General features: G+C 68.4%; 16 protein-coding genes and 1 riboswitch. Of the genes, 14 read left to right on the top strand and 2 right to left on the bottom strand.

Features of this window, described 5'->3' with window-relative positions:
• Window positions 1-2 precede the first annotated feature (2 nt).
• The 14 genes from ROP_RS03100 to gcvP all read left to right on the top strand — a co-directional run bounded on the left by ROP_RS03100 (window position 3) and on the right by gcvP (window position 13,982).
• Window positions 3-1,124 (top strand): DUF5938 domain-containing protein, encoded by a 1,122-nt coding sequence (locus ROP_RS03100; protein ID WP_012687900.1) that lies wholly within the window; start codon window positions 3-5, stop codon window positions 1,122-1,124.
• A gap of 31 nt (window positions 1,125-1,155) precedes the next feature.
• Window positions 1,156-2,676, top strand: a complete 1,521-nt coding sequence (locus ROP_RS03095) for an acyl-CoA synthetase (protein WP_012687899.1) — start codon at window positions 1,156-1,158, stop codon at window positions 2,674-2,676.
• Window positions 2,677-2,757: 81 nt separating this feature from the next.
• Window positions 2,758-3,375 carry an NUDIX hydrolase gene (locus tag ROP_RS03090; protein ID WP_043826214.1) on the top strand — a complete coding sequence of 206 codons (618 nt, stop codon included), beginning with the start codon at window positions 2,758-2,760 and terminating at the stop codon, window positions 3,373-3,375.
• Window positions 3,376-3,416: 41 nt separating this feature from the next.
• On the top strand, window positions 3,417-4,475 hold the full coding sequence (locus tag ROP_RS03085; RefSeq protein WP_012687897.1) for an SMP-30/gluconolactonase/LRE family protein: 1,059 nt from the start codon (window positions 3,417-3,419) through the stop codon (window positions 4,473-4,475).
• Window positions 4,476-4,607: 132 nt separating this feature from the next.
• Entirely contained in the window at window positions 4,608-5,231 is a 624-nt protein-coding gene (locus ROP_RS03080) for a CDP-alcohol phosphatidyltransferase family protein (RefSeq protein ID WP_012687896.1), read from the top strand.
• Window positions 5,231-6,094: a DUF881 domain-containing protein gene (locus ROP_RS03075; RefSeq protein ID WP_012687895.1), complete on the top strand. Its 864-nt coding sequence runs from the start codon at window positions 5,231-5,233 to the stop codon at window positions 6,092-6,094. Before ROP_RS03080 ends, ROP_RS03075 begins: the two co-directional genes overlap by 1 nt.
• A 32-nt stretch (window positions 6,095-6,126) precedes the next feature.
• On the top strand, window positions 6,127-6,489 hold the full coding sequence (locus ROP_RS03070; RefSeq protein ID WP_005264197.1) for a small basic family protein: 363 nt from the start codon (window positions 6,127-6,129) through the stop codon (window positions 6,487-6,489).
• 7 nt (window positions 6,490-6,496) lie between these two features.
• Complete coding sequence (locus ROP_RS03065; protein WP_012687894.1) at window positions 6,497-7,243, top strand: DUF881 domain-containing protein; 747 nt, start codon at window positions 6,497-6,499, stop codon at window positions 7,241-7,243.
• A gap of 42 nt (window positions 7,244-7,285) precedes the next feature.
• The gene (gene gcvH, locus ROP_RS03060) at window positions 7,286-7,690 is read left to right on the top strand and encodes a glycine cleavage system protein GcvH (protein ID WP_012687893.1); all 405 of its coding nucleotides are present in this window, start codon (window positions 7,286-7,288) and stop codon (window positions 7,688-7,690) included.
• Window positions 7,691-8,011: 321 nt separating this feature from the next.
• Complete coding sequence (gene garA, locus ROP_RS03055) at window positions 8,012-8,512, top strand: glycogen accumulation regulator GarA (RefSeq protein ID WP_009473579.1); 501 nt, start codon at window positions 8,012-8,014, stop codon at window positions 8,510-8,512.
• On the top strand, window positions 8,509-9,249 hold the full coding sequence (locus ROP_RS03050) for a transcriptional regulator FtsR (RefSeq protein ID WP_012687892.1): 741 nt from the start codon (window positions 8,509-8,511) through the stop codon (window positions 9,247-9,249). The genes garA and ROP_RS03050 overlap by 4 nt, the downstream gene beginning before the upstream one ends.
• A gap of 143 nt (window positions 9,250-9,392) precedes the next feature.
• Window positions 9,393-9,866, top strand: a complete 474-nt coding sequence (locus ROP_RS03045) for a bifunctional nuclease family protein (protein WP_012687891.1) — start codon at window positions 9,393-9,395, stop codon at window positions 9,864-9,866.
• Between the two features lie 280 nt (window positions 9,867-10,146).
• A complete protein-coding gene (locus tag ROP_RS03040; RefSeq protein WP_012687890.1) occupies window positions 10,147-10,767 on the top strand; it encodes a MerR family transcriptional regulator in 621 nt (206 codons plus the stop codon).
• Between the two features lie 69 nt (window positions 10,768-10,836).
• Window positions 10,837-10,954, top strand: a riboswitch (glycine riboswitch).
• 175 nt (window positions 10,955-11,129) lie between these two features.
• Window positions 11,130-13,982: an aminomethyl-transferring glycine dehydrogenase gene (gene gcvP / locus ROP_RS03035; protein WP_012687889.1), complete on the top strand. Its 2,853-nt coding sequence runs from the start codon at window positions 11,130-11,132 to the stop codon at window positions 13,980-13,982.
• 42 nt (window positions 13,983-14,024) lie between these two features.
• Here the strand turns inward: gcvP and ROP_RS03030 are convergent, their stop codons facing one another.
• On the bottom strand, window positions 14,025-15,179 hold the full coding sequence (locus tag ROP_RS03030; RefSeq protein WP_012687888.1) for a metallophosphoesterase: 1,155 nt from the start codon (window positions 15,177-15,179) through the stop codon (window positions 14,025-14,027).
• Window positions 15,176-16,963 carry a substrate-binding domain-containing protein gene (locus ROP_RS03025; RefSeq protein WP_012687887.1) on the bottom strand — a complete coding sequence of 596 codons (1,788 nt, stop codon included), beginning with the start codon at window positions 16,961-16,963 and terminating at the stop codon, window positions 15,176-15,178. Before ROP_RS03025 ends, ROP_RS03030 begins: the two co-directional genes overlap by 4 nt.
• Between the last annotated feature and the right edge of the window lie 46 nt (window positions 16,964-17,009).

Here is a 17,009-nt window from a genome sequence, read left to right as displayed (position 1 = left end):
CCATGACCGACAAGAAACCCGTCATCGTCTACGGAGTCTCCGGCTACACCGGACGGCTCGTGTGTGAATACCTGCGCGAGTTCAACATTCCGTTCGTCGCCGCGGGACGGGACAAGAAGCGGATCCAGGAAGTGCTGGACCGCGTTCCCGGCCTGGACACCGTCGACCACGACGTGGTCGAGGTGGAGCACACCGTCCCGGCGCTGACCGAACTGTTCAGCGGGGCACGGGTGGTCAGCAACATGGTAGGTCCGTTCATCAAGTACGGTGCCGTCGTCGTCGAGGCGGCCCTCGCCGCCGGATGTCACTACACCGACACGACCGGTGAGCAGGACTGGGTTCTGGACGTGCAGGCGAAGTTCGGCGACCAGTTCGCCGAGAAGGGTCTGCTGCTGTCTCCCGGAGTCGCCCAGATGTACACGACCGGCGAGATCGCCGCGAACATCGCATTGGAGACGCCGGGGTTGGACACACTCGACATCCTGGTGCTGTGGAAGGGTTTTCCCACCTACGCGTCCACGCAGACGATCTTCACGATCCTCAAGGCCGACTGGTACTACCTGGAGCAGAACCGGTATGCGAAGTGGGACCCCGGTACCACATTCGACGTCGTCGTTCCGGGGCAGCACCAGATGGCGCTCGCGCTGCCCTGGGGCGGGACCTGCCATCCCGTGTGGTTCAAGGACGATCCGCGGGTGGCCAACGTGAAGGCGGCGGGCGGCGTGTTCGACCGTTCCGTCATGGAGGGCGTCGTCGCGACGCAGAAGATGGTCGAGGAGCAGATCAAGACCCTCCCCGCGGACGAGCAGGACGCGGCGCTCGCGGAGATCGCCGGTTCCGTGCAGGCCGGGATGCCGCCGCGGGAGAACCCGCGCGTCAACACGTCCCTCGACTCCGTGTACGCGTCGGGACCGCTCGGTCGTGCGCACTGCGTCATCCACGGCAACTGCAACTACAAGCAGACGGGTCTCCTGCAGGCGTACGCAGCGCACTCCCTGTTGCAGCAGCCGCCGAAGAAGACCGGTCTCGCGTCGGCGTGCCAAGCATTCGGTCATCGCGAACTCCTCGGGATTCTGCGCAGTTTCGGTCTCGTGATGGAGCCGGTCGTCACCGTGCAGAACTGATCGTCCGGCCGACCGTCAGGAGGGTCGCACGATGCGCTTGACCGACTACCTCGACAAGGGCGCCTCGCTCGGACCGTCGTCGCCGTGCCTGACGATGGGCGAGCGGACGCTGTCGTACGCGGACGTCCAGGACCTCAGCCGGCGGGTCGCCGCGGCGCTGGCACGGTCGGGGATCGCCGCGGGCGACAAGGTGGCCGTCCTGTCCGGCAACGATCCGACCGCGTTCTCCTGCGTGTTCGGGATCAGCCGGGCGGGGGCGGTGTGGTGCCCGATCAATCCCCGGAACGAGGCGGCGGAGAATCGGGACCTGCTCGACCTCTTCGACTGCCGCTGCCTGATCTTCCAGAAGGCGTTCGCGCCCTTGGTCGATCGGATCCGGGAGCAGTTGCCGCTGCTCACGACGCTCGTGTGCCTCGACGGCGACGAGACGTACGCCGAATCCTTCGACACCTGGCTGGGTGCCGCACGCCTCGACGCCGAGCCCGTCGACGACCTCGCGCTGATCGTCGGTACCGGCGGGACGACGGGACGCCCGAAGGGGGTGATGCTCACCGGCCGGAACATCGAGACGATGTCCGCGTTGACCCTGATGAGTTACCCGTTCGACGGCAGACCGGTGTACCTCGCGCTCGCGCCGTTGACCCACGCGGCGGGTGTCCTGTGCTTTCCGATCCTCACCCTCGGCGGGCAGGTGGTCATCATGCCCGCGCCCGATCTCGGGCAGTTCCTCGCGCACATCGACCGGGACCGCGTCACCCACACCTTCCTCCCACCGACCCTGATCTACATGCTGCTCGACCACGCCGACCTGGAGACGACGGACCTCGGTTCGCTGCAATGCTTCTGGTACGGCGCGGCGCCGATCTCGCCGACGCGGCTGAGCGAGGCGCTGACCCGGATCGGGCCGGTGATGGCCCAGCTGTTCGGGCAGAGCGAGGCACCGATGATGATCGCGACGATGGCGCCGAAAGACCACTTCCACGAGGACGGCTCGGTGGCGACCGCCCGGTTGAGCTCCGCGGGCCGACCCTCCCCGCTGGTCACGGTGGCGATCATGGACGGGCAGGGAATCCTGCTGCCGGCAGGTGAACGAGGCGAAGTGGTCGTGCGCAGCTCACTCGTCATGGCGGGGTACTACAAGAATCCCGTTGCGACGCAGGAGGCATCGGCACACGGCTGGCATCACACCGGCGACATCGGATACCTCGACGAGGACAACTTCCTGTACATCGTCGACCGTGCCAAGGACATGATCATCACCGGCGGATTCAACGTCTATTCCGTCGAAGTGGAACAGGCGCTCATGGCGTATCCGGGGATCCAGGACTGCGGGGTGATCGGGCTCCCCGACGAGAAGTGGGGCGAACGCGTCGTCGCCGTCGTCCAGGCGCGGGCCGGAACACCGATCGAGGCCGACGCGCTCACGGCGTTCGTGAAGGCGCGCATCGGCAGCGTCAAGACCCCGAAGGAGATCCTGGTCTGGCCCGATCTGCCTCGTTCCAAACTCGGGAAGGTCCTCAAGAACGAGATCAGGCAGCAATTGCTCGGCTGACGGCGGGCACTCGACGCGCGGGCCTCGAAACGCGGGGGAGCGGAACGTGGGTTTCGCGGCGAGTGGCGATACTGTCGGGTGATGGTGGATGGGCACGTACTCAGCAGGGAACGGCTCGCCGACGCGCTGGCACGATTCGAACCTCGGATCGTGGACCCGACGAACCGGCGGTCCGCGGCGGTCGTGATCGCCGTGATGAACGACGGCGCGGACGGTCAGGCCGTTCCGCTGACCAGGCGACCGAGCAAGATGCGCGCGCATCCGGGGCAGTTCGCGTTGCCCGGTGGCGGGGTGGATCCGGGGGAGACCGGCGCGGACGCCGCCCGGCGCGAACTGCACGAGGAACTCGGCCTCGACGTGGGGCCGTCCGCGGTACTCGGCAGACTCGACGACTACGTCACCCGCTCCGGATACGTCATCACGCCCTTCGTCGTGTGGTCGGAGCAGTCGATCGCCTCGCTGGTCCCCAATCACGAGGAAGTGGCGGAAGTGTTCTCGGTGGGCGTCGCCGAGATCGATGCCGAGCCGCGATTCGTGGAGATTCCCGAATCGTCGAAGCCGGTGATCCAGTGGCCGTTCCGGCGTCACCTCGTGCACGCCCCGACGGGCGCGGTCGTGTACCAGTTCCGGGAGGTCGCGCTGCACGACCGGCACACCCGGATCGACGGTTTCGACCAACCCGTCTTCGCCTGGCGGTAGGCGGCCACGTCCACCGGGTTCCGCGACTAATCTCACAGTCCGTGACCTTCTTCGAGTCTCTCGCCCGCAAGCTCGACCGCACCGGGGTCGACCCCGTCGTCTGGCACGCCCCGCCGCCACCTCCGCTCACGGGAGTGCTCGCTCCCAACGGAGTCCTCGACGGTGTGCACCGCTGGGCCCTGCCCGCCGGAGAGGGACCGGAGGACGTGGCCGTCGATCACGACGGCCGGGTGGTCACCGGCGGCAACGACGGCCGGATCTGGCGGTTCGACAGCCGCGGTGACGCCACCGAACTCGCGAACACGGGCGGGCGGCCCCTCGGGGTCGAGGTCCTCGACGACGGCCGGTACCTGATCTGCGACGCCGAGCGTGGCGTGCTGAGGGTGGACGAGAAGGGGCGCATCGACGTGCTCGCCGACACCGCGGTCGGGCGCCCACTCGTGGCGTGCAACAACTCTGCGGTCGGCCGCGACGGCACCGTGTACTTCACCGATTCGTCCGCGCACTTCACGATCGCCGACCACCGGTACGACCTTCTCGAACACCGGGGGACCGGTCGCCTGCTGCGTCTCGACCCGCGCACAGGGGAGACCGACCTTCTCGCCGAGGGACTGCAGTTCGCCAACGGCGTGGGATTGGCCTCGGACGAATCGTTCGTCCTCGTCGCCGAGACCGGCTCGTACCAGATCTCTCGCGTCGACCTGGCCGGTCCGTCGCAGGGCAGCACGTCCGTGTGGGCGGAGAATCTGCCCGGCATCCCGGACAACATGACGTCCCAGACCCACGACGGGCTGTTCTGGGTGGCGCTCTACAGCCCGCGGATGCGACTGCTGGATCTGCTCGCGCCGTACCCTGCCCTGCGCATCGTCGCGGCGAACCTGCCCGAAGCCGTCCAGCCGAACCCGGTGCACGCGGGCTGGGTGGTCGCCCTCGATCAGCGTGGCCGGATCGTGCACAGCCTGCGCGGCGGCAAGGGCAGCTACGCACCCGTCACCGGTGTGCGCGAGCACGACGGGTGGCTGTACCTGGGAAGTCTGACCGCGGACGCCGTCGCCCGGGTTCCGGCGCCGCCGCGACCGCACATCGCTGCGGGCGAGTGAGAAGGCCTGAACTGCGCCGATGGATTCTCCGGGGGACGATCGACGGGCCACGGTCCCGGTTGTGGAAGAGTGGCGAGAGCGGTGCGACGAGCGCCCGAGAACAGGTCCGCACTCGACGCTGGGGAGATATTGGTGAATTCGGTGGACCGGGACACTGCGCGGTCGGACCGGATCGTGACCGTCCCGAATCTCCTGAGCGTGGTGCGCCTGCTCGGAGTGCCGCTCTTCGTGTACCTGCTGCTCGTCACCCACTCCGATGGCTGGGCCCTCGCGATCCTCATGATCAGCGGCTTCACCGACTGGCTCGACGGCAAGCTGGCCCGGATCCTCGACCAGTCGTCGAAGCTGGGCGCGCTGCTCGACCCGTTCGTCGATCGCCTCTACGTCGTCACGACGCTGGTGACGTTCGTCGTGCGCGGATTCATCCCGTGGTGGGTGGCGGCGATCCTGATCGGCCGGGACGCCGTTCTCGCTCTGACACTGCTCATCTACCGGCGGCGCGGACTGCCACCACCCGACGTGATGTACCTCGGCAAGGGGGCCACGTTCCTGCTCATGTTCGCGCTGCCGATGACCCTCGCGGCGCAGGGTGACTGGAGCATCGCGACGGTGGCGCAGCCGCTCGCGGCCGCGCTCCTCGTCTGGGGCACGGTGCTGTACGTGTGGACCGGGCTGCTCTACACCGTCAACGCGGTGACCGTCGCGCGCACCGTTCCCGCGCGAGGATCGGGCGGCGACGAACGCGAGGCCCGCTGATGAAGCGGACCGAGTCCGGCGTTCGCAGGAATCCGGTGCCGTCCCTGCTGCAGTCTCTGATGAACGATCATCTGGACCCCGGCTACGAGGGTGCGGCAGAGGATCGCGAGCACGGGCATTCGCGGCAGACACGGGTCGGCCGGCAGGTGTGGATCGCGATCGGTGCACTGCTCGTGGGCCTGGTGCTGTCGGTCGCCTACCGGCAGGCCACCGAACGCATCCCGGGCACCGAGCAGGTGCGCTCCGAACTGCTGAGCAAGGTGCAGGACGCGGAGGACCGGGCCGGTGCGCTCGCGGCTACCCGGGACACGTTGTCGGCGCAGGCCGACGACGCCCGGGCCACCGCGCTGGCCGGGGACGCTCGCGGTGCCGCGCTGCTCGACGAGCTACGGGGGCTCGAGGGGGACGCCGGGGTCGAGGCCGTGCACGGTCCCGGACTGACCGTGACGCTCACGGACCCCGCGGCCAAGCCCAACCTGTCCGACTCGTCCCAGCGCAGTGTCGGGGGGAAGGCGGTGGTGCTCGATCGCGACCTGCAGTCGGTGGTCAACTCGCTGTGGGCGGGCGGTGCCGAGGCCATCGCGGTCGGCGACGTGCGGATCGGCCCGTCGGTGACGATCCGGCAGGCGGGAGGCGCGATGCTCGTGGACAACCAGCCGGTGTTCTCGCCGTACGTGGTCTCCGCCATCGGCCCGCAGGGACCCATGCAGACCGGATTCGTGGTGAGCGACGCCTACCTGCGGATGTCCAGCGTGGCGCAGTTGTACGGCATCGGATTCGCGGTCGCGGAGGCCGACGATCTCCACTTGCCCGCCGCCCCGGCGCGGGAAGTGCGGGCAGCCCGGGAAGCAGGAACACGATGACAACGGCGGAGTCGGATGGAGGCGTCACACGAATGAAGGCAGCGCTGAAGGGCGGATCCGCGATCTACGGGGTGCTCGCCCTGATCGTGGGAATCGTGCTGGGAGTGGTGTTCAGCCCGCAAGTGCCCGATGCCGTGCAGCCCTACCTGCCCATCGCCGTCGTCGCCGCGCTCGACGCGGTGTTCGGCGGGTTGCGCGCATACCTCGACGAGATCTTCGACTCGAAGGTGTTCGTCGTCTCGTTCGTGTTCAACGTCCTCGTGGCGGCGCTGATCGTGTGGCTCGGTGACCAACTCGGTGTCGGGACCCAGCTGTCCACCGCGATCGTCGTCGTGCTCGGCATCCGCATCTTCGGCAACGCGGCCGCGCTGCGGCGGCGTCTGTTCGGGGCGTGATCGCGACGTGAGCGGGCACGAGGGCAGACACGAACTGCACGGCACCGAACCCACGACGTCGCGGCGCTCACACGTCGTCTTCGCGCTGCTGGCCGCGCTCCTTCTCGGCGGGCTGGGAATCGCGATCGTGACGCAGGTGAAGAACACCGGGTCCGGCGACACGCTCGACTCGGCGAGCCCCGCGGATCTGCTGGTCGTCCTGGACACGCTGAATCAGCGGGAGGCGGCCCTGCGGCAGGAGATCGCATCGCTGGAACAGACCTTGGCAACCTTGCAACAGAGCGGCAGTTCCGGGGCGGCGCTCGACGAGGCGCAGGCCCGGCTGACGGCCCTGTCGATCCAGGTCGGGAGCGCACCGGCCACCGGCCCCGGAGTGACGATGCGCATCACCGACCCCAACAGGGGGGTCGGATCCGAGGTCCTGCTCGACCTCGTCCAGGAGCTCCGCGCCGCCGGCGCCGAAGCCATCCAGGTCCAGGGTGCCGACGGCCCACCCATCCGGATCGGCGTCGACTCCTGGGTGTCCGGCTCGGCAGGCGGCGTGTCGGTGGACGGCCGCAAGGTGAACGCCCCCTACGGAGTTGTCGCCATCGGTGATCCGCCGACTCTGGCGGCGGCCCTGAACATTCCCGGCGGGGTGGTCGACACGGTCGCCCGCAGCGGTGGACAGTTGACGATCGAACAATCGCAGCAGGTCACGATCTCCGCCTTGCGGGAGGCGAAACCTCGCCAATACGCTCAGCCCGGAAATTGATCTTTGCATCCGCCCGCGGATTGCCATCGAAAGGAAGCCACTGTGAGTGAGCTCGAAATCCCCGCCGATCGTCGGTACACCGCCGAACACGAGTGGGTCGAGCGGACGGGGCCCACGACGGTGCGCGTCGGCATCACCGACTTCGCGCAGTCCCAGCTCGGCGACGTCGTCTTCGTCCAGCTTCCGGCGGTCGACGAGGACGTGACGGCGGGCGAATCGTTCGGCGAGGTGGAGTCCACCAAGAGCGTCTCCGACATCTTCGCCCCGCTGACGGCGAAAGTCGTTGCCGCCAACGCTGATCTGGACGGCAACCCGGAACTCGTGAACTCCGCGCCCTACGGGCAGGGGTGGCTGGTGGAACTCGGCGTCGACGACGAGGCGGCCCTCGACGCGGCACTGGCCGAAATGCTGGACGCCGCCGGGTATGCAGACCTCACGGCGGGATAATTTCCCGTCGAACACGCGAAGCGGTAATCGGATAGTTTCGGAAGGTGCCGACAGCCCGGAAAACGGGGTTGCCGGGGAAATCCGCTGTCGGAATACCGGTTCGTAATGTACTGGCGGCCTGTCTCACTACACGCACCGGCGTGCGCAGGGTACGGTCAATGTTGAACGCATGTGCCGTGTCGGGGCGCAGGTCCGTAGTTTGAATGTGATCGTGGGAGTTTGCACAGAAGTTAATGTGCACGGGTACCGAATTATGTAGTACCGAGTGGCATTGCGTAGTCCAGCGAATCTTGCTGGATGATCGAACTAGGAGGAGAAACGGTGAGCGAGAACGGCAACGACGCGGTCTATGGGGAGACGCCGGCGGAAACCACGTCGGTCTTCCGCGCGGACTTTCTCAATGAGCTCGACAACTCCTCGGCAACCCAGGCTCCGGAGGCCCCGGTGTCGGGTGTGGAGGGACTGCCCGCGGGCTCTGCTCTGCTCGTCGTCAAGCGTGGACCGAACGCAGGGTCGCGCTTCCTGCTCGACCAGCCGACGACGTCCGCAGGGCGGCATCCCGACAGCGACATCTTCCTCGACGACGTGACGGTCAGCCGTCGTCATGCGGAATTCCGCCAGGAGGACGACGAGTTCCAGGTGGTCGACGTGGGCAGCCTCAACGGTACCTACGTCAACCGCGAGCCCGTCGACTCGGCAGTCCTCGCGAACGGCGACGAGGTGCAGATCGGCAAGTTCCGGCTGGTCTTCCTGACCGGACCCCGGACCACGGCCGGTGGCTCGCAGATCGGTGAGACGTCAGCTGGTGCGGGTAGCCAATGACCGCGGTGCGGCAGCAGCAGGCGCATTCGGGGATGTCGATCGGCTCCGTGCTGGATCGGCTGCGTCCCGATTTTCCTGATGTGACGATCTCGAAGATCCGATTCCTCGAAGCCGAGGGTCTCATCAGCCCGCAGCGCACTCCCTCGGGGTATCGGCGTTTCTCGATCGCCGACACTGAACGACTGCGCTACGTCCTGACGGCGCAGCGCGATCAGTATCTGCCGCTGAAGGTCATCAAGGAGCAGCTCGAGGCCATCGACAGAGGCGTGGCCACGGTCGGCGCAGGCGATTCGTCGCCGCGCCGGCCGCGCGCGCTCACCGTGGCCCCGGGTGAGGTTTCCCCGGAGGAATTCCGCACCGACCGTGAGGTGCGGATCAGCCGCGACGATCTGATCTCCCGGGCAGGGATCGACGAGAAGTTCCTCGTCGAGCTGACCCGGGGAGGCCTGGTCGTTCCCGGGCCCGCCGGGTTCTTCGACGAGGACGCGGTGACACTGGCGCGCACCGCGAGAGCGATGTCCGAGTTCGGACTCGAGGTGCGGCACCTGAGGGCGTTCAAGCTGGCCGCCGACCGCGAGGCCGGATTGGTCGCGCAGATCGCGGGGCCCGTGGCCAAGGGCCGCGACGCGGGCGCGCGTGATCGCGCCGAGGAGATGGTGCGCGAACTGGCCGCGTTGTCCTTGACGTTGCACACCTGCCTGGTGAAGTCGGCGGTCCGAGGTGCGCTCGATCGGTGAGGTGAGTTCGTCGGCGGTCCCGAACTTCCCAACGGCGCTGCGCTCGAACGGCTGTACGGTCGAAGAGCAGACACGAATCGAATAGAATCCTGGTACGGCATTGTGTGCCGCGGACGGACCATTGCAGGGTGGAGGCAGACGCGATGAGCGAAATGCACGTGATCGGAGTTCGTGTCGAGCAGCCCCAGAATCAACCTGTCCTGCTGCTGCGGGAAACCGACGGCGAGCGGTACCTGCCCATCTGGATCGGACAGACCGAGGCCACGGCCATCGCACTCGAACAGCAGGGGGTCGAGCCGGCGCGGCCGCTGACCCACGACCTGATCAAGAACCTGATCGAAGCGTTCGGTCGCACCCTGAAGGAAGTCCGCATCGTCGACCTCCGCGAGGGCACGTTCTACGCCGACCTGGTGTTCGACCAGAACACCCGCGTCTCGGCCCGCCCGTCCGATTCCATCGCCATCGCACTGCGCGTCGGGGTCCCGATCTTCGCCGAGGAAGCGGTGCTCACGGAGGCCGGTCTGGTCATGCCCGACGAGCGTGAGGACGAGGTCGAGAAGTTCAAGGAATTCCTCGAGTCCGTGTCGCCGGACGATTTCAAGGCCACCGACGGCTAGTTTCTCCCGCGGAAGGGCCGCCGGCGCAGTAACGGTTGAGGTTCCTCCGGCGCGTTGCGTTGACCCCGTCTCCTCGGAGTCATAGCGTTCGGTGCAGTGATTTTCTGCCCTGCAGATTGTATCGGGCGTACGCTGAGTAGGTTCAGGGTACGGACTAGCTCGATGTCACTGGTGGCGCTTGCGCCGCTCGACGTGCTGCGGATTGCCGTGGACACTGGCGACGCGCGTCACAGGCGCACTGATCGTCGGGTTCAGTGCAACATGCGAGAGGGAGTAGTCAGTGGGAGATCGGCCGCAGGAGAATGCGCTGAATCTTGCGCCCGGCGACAACGTTGCCGAGCCCGAGTTCAGCTCCGAGGAGATCCAGCCGGGCCTCTTTCCGGACGATTCCGTGCCCGACGACCTCGTCGGATACCGCGTCCCCATCGCCTGCCAGATCGCGGGAATCACCTACCGCCAGCTCGATTACTGGGCTCGCACATCCCTCGTGGTGCCGTCCATTCGGGGCGCGGCGGGGTCGGGCAGCCAACGGCTGTACTCGTTCAAGGACATCCTCGTCCTCAAGATCGTCAAGCGACTGCTCGACACCGGAATATCCTTGCAGAACATTCGCGTGGCCGTCGACCACCTCCGTAAGCGTGGGGTGCGGGACTTGGCCAAGATCACACTTTTCTCGGACGGGACCACGGTCTACGAATGCACGTCCGCCGAGGAGGTCGTCGACCTGCTCCAGGGCGGGCAGGGTGTGTTCGGTATCGCAGTCAGCGGTGCCATGCGCGAACTGACCGGCACCATCGCCGATTTCCCGGCAGAGCGAGCCGACGGCGGCGAGAGCGAGCAGAGCCCCGAGGACGAGCTGGCGTCGCGGCGTAAGAACCGCGCGAGCCGCAAGACGGGCTAGCCCACAACCCGCAGACCGCGGCGCTGCTTGCGCCGCTGTCTGCGGCCGTGACATAGAATGGCGGTGCGTCGACGCCGTGCGGGAGAGTTCCGGGCACTGCAAGCACATAGTGCGTGCGGGAGCTCGGGCGCCGAAGGAGCAACACCTCCCCGTCAATCTCTCAGGCAAACAGGACCGTGCGGGCTCCGACGTCTCTGGAAAGCGGTGGGAGCACCCACCCGCCCACGGGGAAAGGGCCGTCTTCGCACGCGAACGGACGGTACCGAATCTCTCAGGCGCTCTACCCGAGCAGGCGACAGAGGGGGAGGGACGTTCCGCCGAGCGGGGCGTGTCCTGATCCTCCGAACTGCTTGGGAGTTGTCGTGATCGACGCTGGAAGCCGTACATTCGCCGATCGTCATGTCGGCCCGAACGCTGCGGAACTCGCGCATATTCTCGAACTGGTCGGAGCCGACTCGCTCGACGACCTCGCGTCGAAGGCCGTTCCCGCCGTCATCCTGGACGGGGTCACGGGCGGCATCGCCGACGGCCTCGACGCCCTGCCCGCACCGGTCTCCGAGCACGAGGCGCTCGCCGAACTGTCGGCGCTCGCCGCGCAGAACACCGTGGCGACGTCCATGATCGGGCTCGGCTACTACGACACCCTCACCCCGCCGGTGCTGATTCGGAACATCATCGAGAACCCGGCCTGGTACACCGCGTACACGCCGTACCAGCCCGAGATCAGCCAGGGCCGCCTCGAAGCCCTCCTCAACTTCCAGACGATGGTCGCCGACCTGACCGGCATGGAGGTCGCCAACTCGTCGATGCTCGACGAGGCCACCGCCGCCGCCGAGGCGATGACGCTGCTGCGCCGCGCGAGCAAGAGCAAGTCCCCGCGGTTCGTCGTCGACGCCGACCTGTTCCCGCAGACGCTGGCCGTCGTCGAGACGCGGGCCGAGCCGCTCGGCATCGAGATCGTGGTGGCCGACCTGTCCGCCGGTCTGCCGGACGGCGACTTCTTCGGCGTCCTCGGACAGATGCCCGGTGCGTCCGGCCGCATCGCCGACTACACCGACGTGATCGCGGCAGCCCACGAGCGCGGCGCACTGGTCGCGGTCGGGGCGGACCTGCTGGCGCTCACTCTCCTCACCCCGCCCGGCGAGATCGGTGCCGACGCCTGCTTCGGCACCACCCAACGGTTCGGTGTCCCCATGGGCTTCGGTGGCCCGCACGCCGGATACCTGGCCGTGCACACCAAACATGCACGTCAGCTCCCCGGCCGGCTGGTGGGCGTCTCCGTAGACGCCGACGGCGACAAGGCCTACCGGCTGGCGCTGCAGACCCGGGAACAGCACATTCGCCGTGAGAAGGCGACGTCGAACATCTGCACCGCGCAGGTGCTCCTCGCGATCCTCGCGGCCATGTACGCCAGCTACCACGGTGCCGAGGGCCTGAAGGCGATCGCCCTGCGCGTGGCTGCCACGGCACACTCTCTGGCGGCCGCACTCCGGGGGACCGGGGCCACCGTCGTGCACGAGCACTTCTTCGACACGATTCTCGTGCGTGTCGACGGGCGGGCGGCCGACGTGGTGGCGAAGGCGAAGGACGCCGGCATCAACCTGCGGCTCGTCGACGCCGATCACGTCGCCGTCGCCTGCGACGAGGCCACCACCGACGACGACGTCGCCCGCGTGCTGGCAGCATTCGGCGGCGACGGCCCCGTGGCCCGGGAGGCGGGCACGTCCGTGCCGGAGTCGCAGCTCCGCGGATCCGACTACCTGCAGCACGAGGCGTTCACCCGGTACCGTACCGAGACGGCGATGCTGCGCTACCTGCGGGCGTTGTCCGACAAGGACATCGCACTCGACCGCAGCATGATCCCGCTGGGCTCCTGCACGATGAAGCTCAATGCGACCGCCGAGATGGAAGCGATCACCTGGCCCGCGTTCGCCGGACTGCACCCGTTCGCGCCCACAGGGGACACGCCGGGAATTCTGCGCATCATCAAGGACCTCGAGAACTGGCTGGTGGCCGTCACCGGCTACGACGCGGTCAGCCTGCAGCCGAACGCCGGTAGCCAGGGCGAGTACGCCGGGCTGCTCGCGATCCGCAACTACCACCTCAGCCGCGGCGACGATCACCGCGACACCTGCCTCATCCCGTCGAGCGCCCACGGCACCAACGCCGCCTCGGCGGTCATGGCCGGGATGCGCGTCGAGGTCGTCGCGTGCCGCCCCAACGGTGACGTGGACCTCGACGACCTGCGGGCGAAGATCGCCGACCATGCCGAGCGCCTCGCGGCGATCATGATCACCTACCCGTCCACCCACGGGGTGTACGAGCATGAGATCGCCGACATCTGCGCCGCCGTCCACGACGCGGGCGGCCAGGTGTACGTCGACGGCGCCAACCTCAACGCCCTGGTCGGCCTGGCCCGGCCGGGACGGTTCGGCGGCGACGTCAGCCACCTCAATCTGCACAAGACGTTCTGCATCCCGCACGGCGGCGGCGGCCCCGGTGTCGGACCGATCGGCGTGCGGTCGCACCTCACCCCGTTCCTGCCCGGACATCCGCTCGCACCCGAACTCGGCACCGCCGGACCGATCTCCGCGGCCCCGTACGGCAGCGCGTCGATTCTGCCCATCACGTGGGCGTACATCCGGATGATGGGCGCCGTCGGACTGCGCCGCGCCAGCCTGACCGCGATCGCGTCGGCCAACTACATCGCACGCCGCCTGGACGAGTACTTCCCCGTCCTCTACACCGGCGAGGGCGGCATGGTGGCCCACGAGTGCATCCTCGACCTCCGGCCGATCACCAAGGACACCGGTGTGACCGTGGACGACGTCGCAAAGCGCCTCGCCGACTACGGTTTTCACGCTCCGACGATGAGCTTCCCGGTGGCGGGCACGCTGATGGTGGAGCCCACCGAGAGCGAGAACCTCGAAGAGATCGACGCCTTCTGCGAGGCGATGATCGCGATCCGTGCCGAGATCGACCGCGTCGGCTCGGGGGAGTGGACGGTGGACGACAACCCGCTGCGCGGTGCCCCGCACACGGCCGGCTGCCTGGCGGCGGAGTGGAACCACCCCTACACCCGCGAGACCGCGGTGTTCCCCCGCGGCAAGGCCCGGCCGAAGGTGTGGCCCGCGGTGCGGCGCATCGACGGCGCGCACGGCGACCGCAACCTCGTGTGCTCCTGCCCGCCGATCTCCGCGTTCGAAGGCGCCTGACACGAAAGGCCCGTCCCGCTTCGGCGGGACGGGCCTTCGCGGTCAGTCCGCGCGCACCAGTTCGAGGATCGTGATCTCCGGTGGGGCGCCCACCCGCACGGGCGGACCCCACGCGCCGACGCCGCGGGTCGTGTAGAGGACGGTGTTGCCGATGCGGTCGAGTCCCGTCACCGACGGCTGCTGCAGCGGCACCAGATAACCCAGCGGCCACATCTGGCCGCCGTGCGTGTGCCCCGACAGTTGCAGGTCCACACCGAGATCCGAGGCTTCCAGGGCCTGCCGCGGTTCGTGGGCGAGCAGCACCACGAATGTCGACGGATCGCGCCCCGCGAGTGCGGCAGGGAGGTCCGGCTCGTACGGCGCCGGCGACGAATAGTCGTGGATGCCCGCGATGTCGATGGCGGCGCCGCCCCGGGTGAGGGTCGCGTGCTCGTTGCGCAGCGTCCTGATGCCCAGTCGGTCCCACACATCCAGCCAGCGGCCACCGTCGTCGGCGTAGAACTCGTGGTTGCCGCTGACCCCGAACACCCCGAGCGGGGCCTCGAGGTCGCCGAGCGGCTGTAGGTCGGGCGCGACCTTCGCGACGGTCCCGTCGACCAGATCGCCCGCGATCGCGACGAGATCCGGCCGCTCCGCGTTCACGAGATCGACCACCCGGCGCGTGAAGTCGACTCCTCGCGCCGGGCCGACGTGCAGGTCGGAGACGAGCGCCACGCGCACACCCTCGAACTCGGCGGGGAGGCGCTGCAGCGGTACCCGAACCCGCACGATCCGTGGACGAGCGGCCTCCCGAACCCCGTAGCCGGCGGCGCCGACGGCACCCACCACCACGACCGCGGTGGCGATGCGCAGACCTCGCCGACGCGACAGATCGACCTGTTCGTCGTGCCCTCCGCCGCGCACGCGGGCGAACAGCCGGGTGAGCAGCGACACCACGGCGACCAGGAGAAGTCCGAGCACCAGATAGAACATCGCGCCGAGCCACACCCAGCCCGCCCACCCCGGTGGTCGCGCCCATCCGGGGTCGAAGGCTTCGCCGCTGCCCACGCCGATGACGGCGAGCACCCACAAGGCGACGAGGGCCAGGTCGACGATCACCGACCAGGGGCGGCCCAATCCGGTGGCCCGGACGAGCCGACGGTGAAGCCACCAGGTGACGAGCGCGAGGAAGACCGCGAAGACCAGGAGTCTCGTCACGACAGCAGCTTGCTGATCGCGGTCGGCAAGGCCGCTCCGTCCGAAGTCGTGACCTTCTCCAACGAGCCGCCGGTGCGATCGGCGAGTGCCTGCAATGTGTTGAGGTCGGGATTCTCGCCGATCGTCACCACGTCGATGCGGACCGGCTTCGACATACTCGAGGACGCGGCGATGGCAGACAGCAGCTCCGCACGCGACACGGAGTCGTCGTTGGCGCCGTCGGTGACGAGCAGAACCGAATTGGTGCGGCCCGGTGTGTATCCGTCGACGGCACTCTTGTAGGCGGCCTCGAGCGAGGTGTACGTCGAGGATCCGGTGGCGGACGTCGCCCTGGCGAGCCGGGCGTCCAAGGCCTGCCTGCGGGTGCCCTCGGTGAAACCGCCCGCCGACAGGGGCCCGGTGGCGACGACGGTCGTGTACGGCCTGGACCCGTCGAGGGTGGTGCTGTACTCCCACAATCCGAGGTTCGACGAATCCGGAGACTGATCCACATGGGCGGCCAGCGCCATCGTCGTGTTCGCCAGTCGCGTCGACGTCCCCTCGCGTTCACCCATCGAACTGGAGACGTCGAGCAGGATGGTGGACGTGCGCGGCGAGATCGGATTCCGGATCACCTGCATCAGCTCGGCCGCAGCGGCCGCGTCCGCGGGAACCAGGGCGGACTCGACACCGGGAAAGGCCAGCGTGGTGTCGTCCGGGCGGGCGAGTCCCTCGACCCGGAAACCGGCGTCGGCCAGGACCTGCGCCTGTTCGGGTCGACGGACGAATTCCGCGAACTGCGCGGCGGCGCGGCTCTGCGTCTCGTCGACGGCCGGGCCCGCCAGGACGGCTGCCGGGTGATCTGCCACGGGTGTCGGGCCTTTCGGCATCGATGTGGTGATATCTGCTCCGGGTGCGTCGCGCAGGGCCTGATAGACCTGCTGTTCGGTGGTCGCGACCGCATGGATGGCGGAGGTGGCGGGGTCGCCCTGCTCGGCGAGCGCGGTGAGCGCCTCCCGCGTCGTCGCGGGTTTCGCCCCGGTCGAAGCCTCGTAGCCGAGCGCCAGGTCGGTGAGTGCCGACGTGACCGGAACGGACCGCGCCTGCTCTTCCGTCACCGGACCGGTGCTGCTTCCGGTGACGGCGGCAGCGACCGCTTCGACGGCCATCTCGGTGCTCTCGGCGCCGGGGCCGACGGGGAGCGCCAGGCCCAGGCCGCCCCAGCCTGGCAGACCGAGAGTCGCGAGGGCGTCGCGGCCCGACTGCAGGGACGGCAAGTCCTTCCAGTCGAGCGCCGCCGTGCCCGGCGCGTTCGCGAACGCCGTCCGGACGGCGAGGACCACCGGGCTGCTCGCCAGCGGACGTGCCTCACCGCTGATGACACCGGTCGCCGACAGCTGCTTGACGGAATGCGAGCTGGACGGAATCCACAGCGCGGGGCGGGGTCCGAATGCCGCTGCGTCCCACGGGCCGTCGGGGCCCGCGGCCAGGGCGTCGCGCACGGTGTCGGACGCGACGGCAGTGACCGTCACGGACACGCACTGATCGCGTATCACCGGCGCAGTCTCCGCGTAGTGGTCGGCGAGAGTCTGCAGCTGGGGTGCGATGTCGGGATCCGCCGCGACCGCGAGCACCGATTCGCCTTCGACGCAGGCGCCGGCGGCCGCGGCTCCCTGATCGTTGATCCGGTCACGCAGTTGGAACCAGCCCAGCACGCCGAGCACGAGCACGACGACGAGACCGAGCACGATCAAAGGCCCCTTGCTGATACCCCTGGCGCGCGATTCGCCGCGATGCTGCCCCACGTGCTTTCCAGCCCCTGTCCGACGAGTTCGACGTTGACCCTCGCAG

The organism is Rhodococcus opacus B4, from assembly GCF_000010805.1.
GTDB lineage: Bacteria > Actinomycetota > Actinomycetes > Mycobacteriales > Mycobacteriaceae > Rhodococcus_F > Rhodococcus_F opacus_C.
Note: the sequence above shows the minus strand (reverse complement) of the source record. Positions and strands in the feature narration are given on the sequence as shown.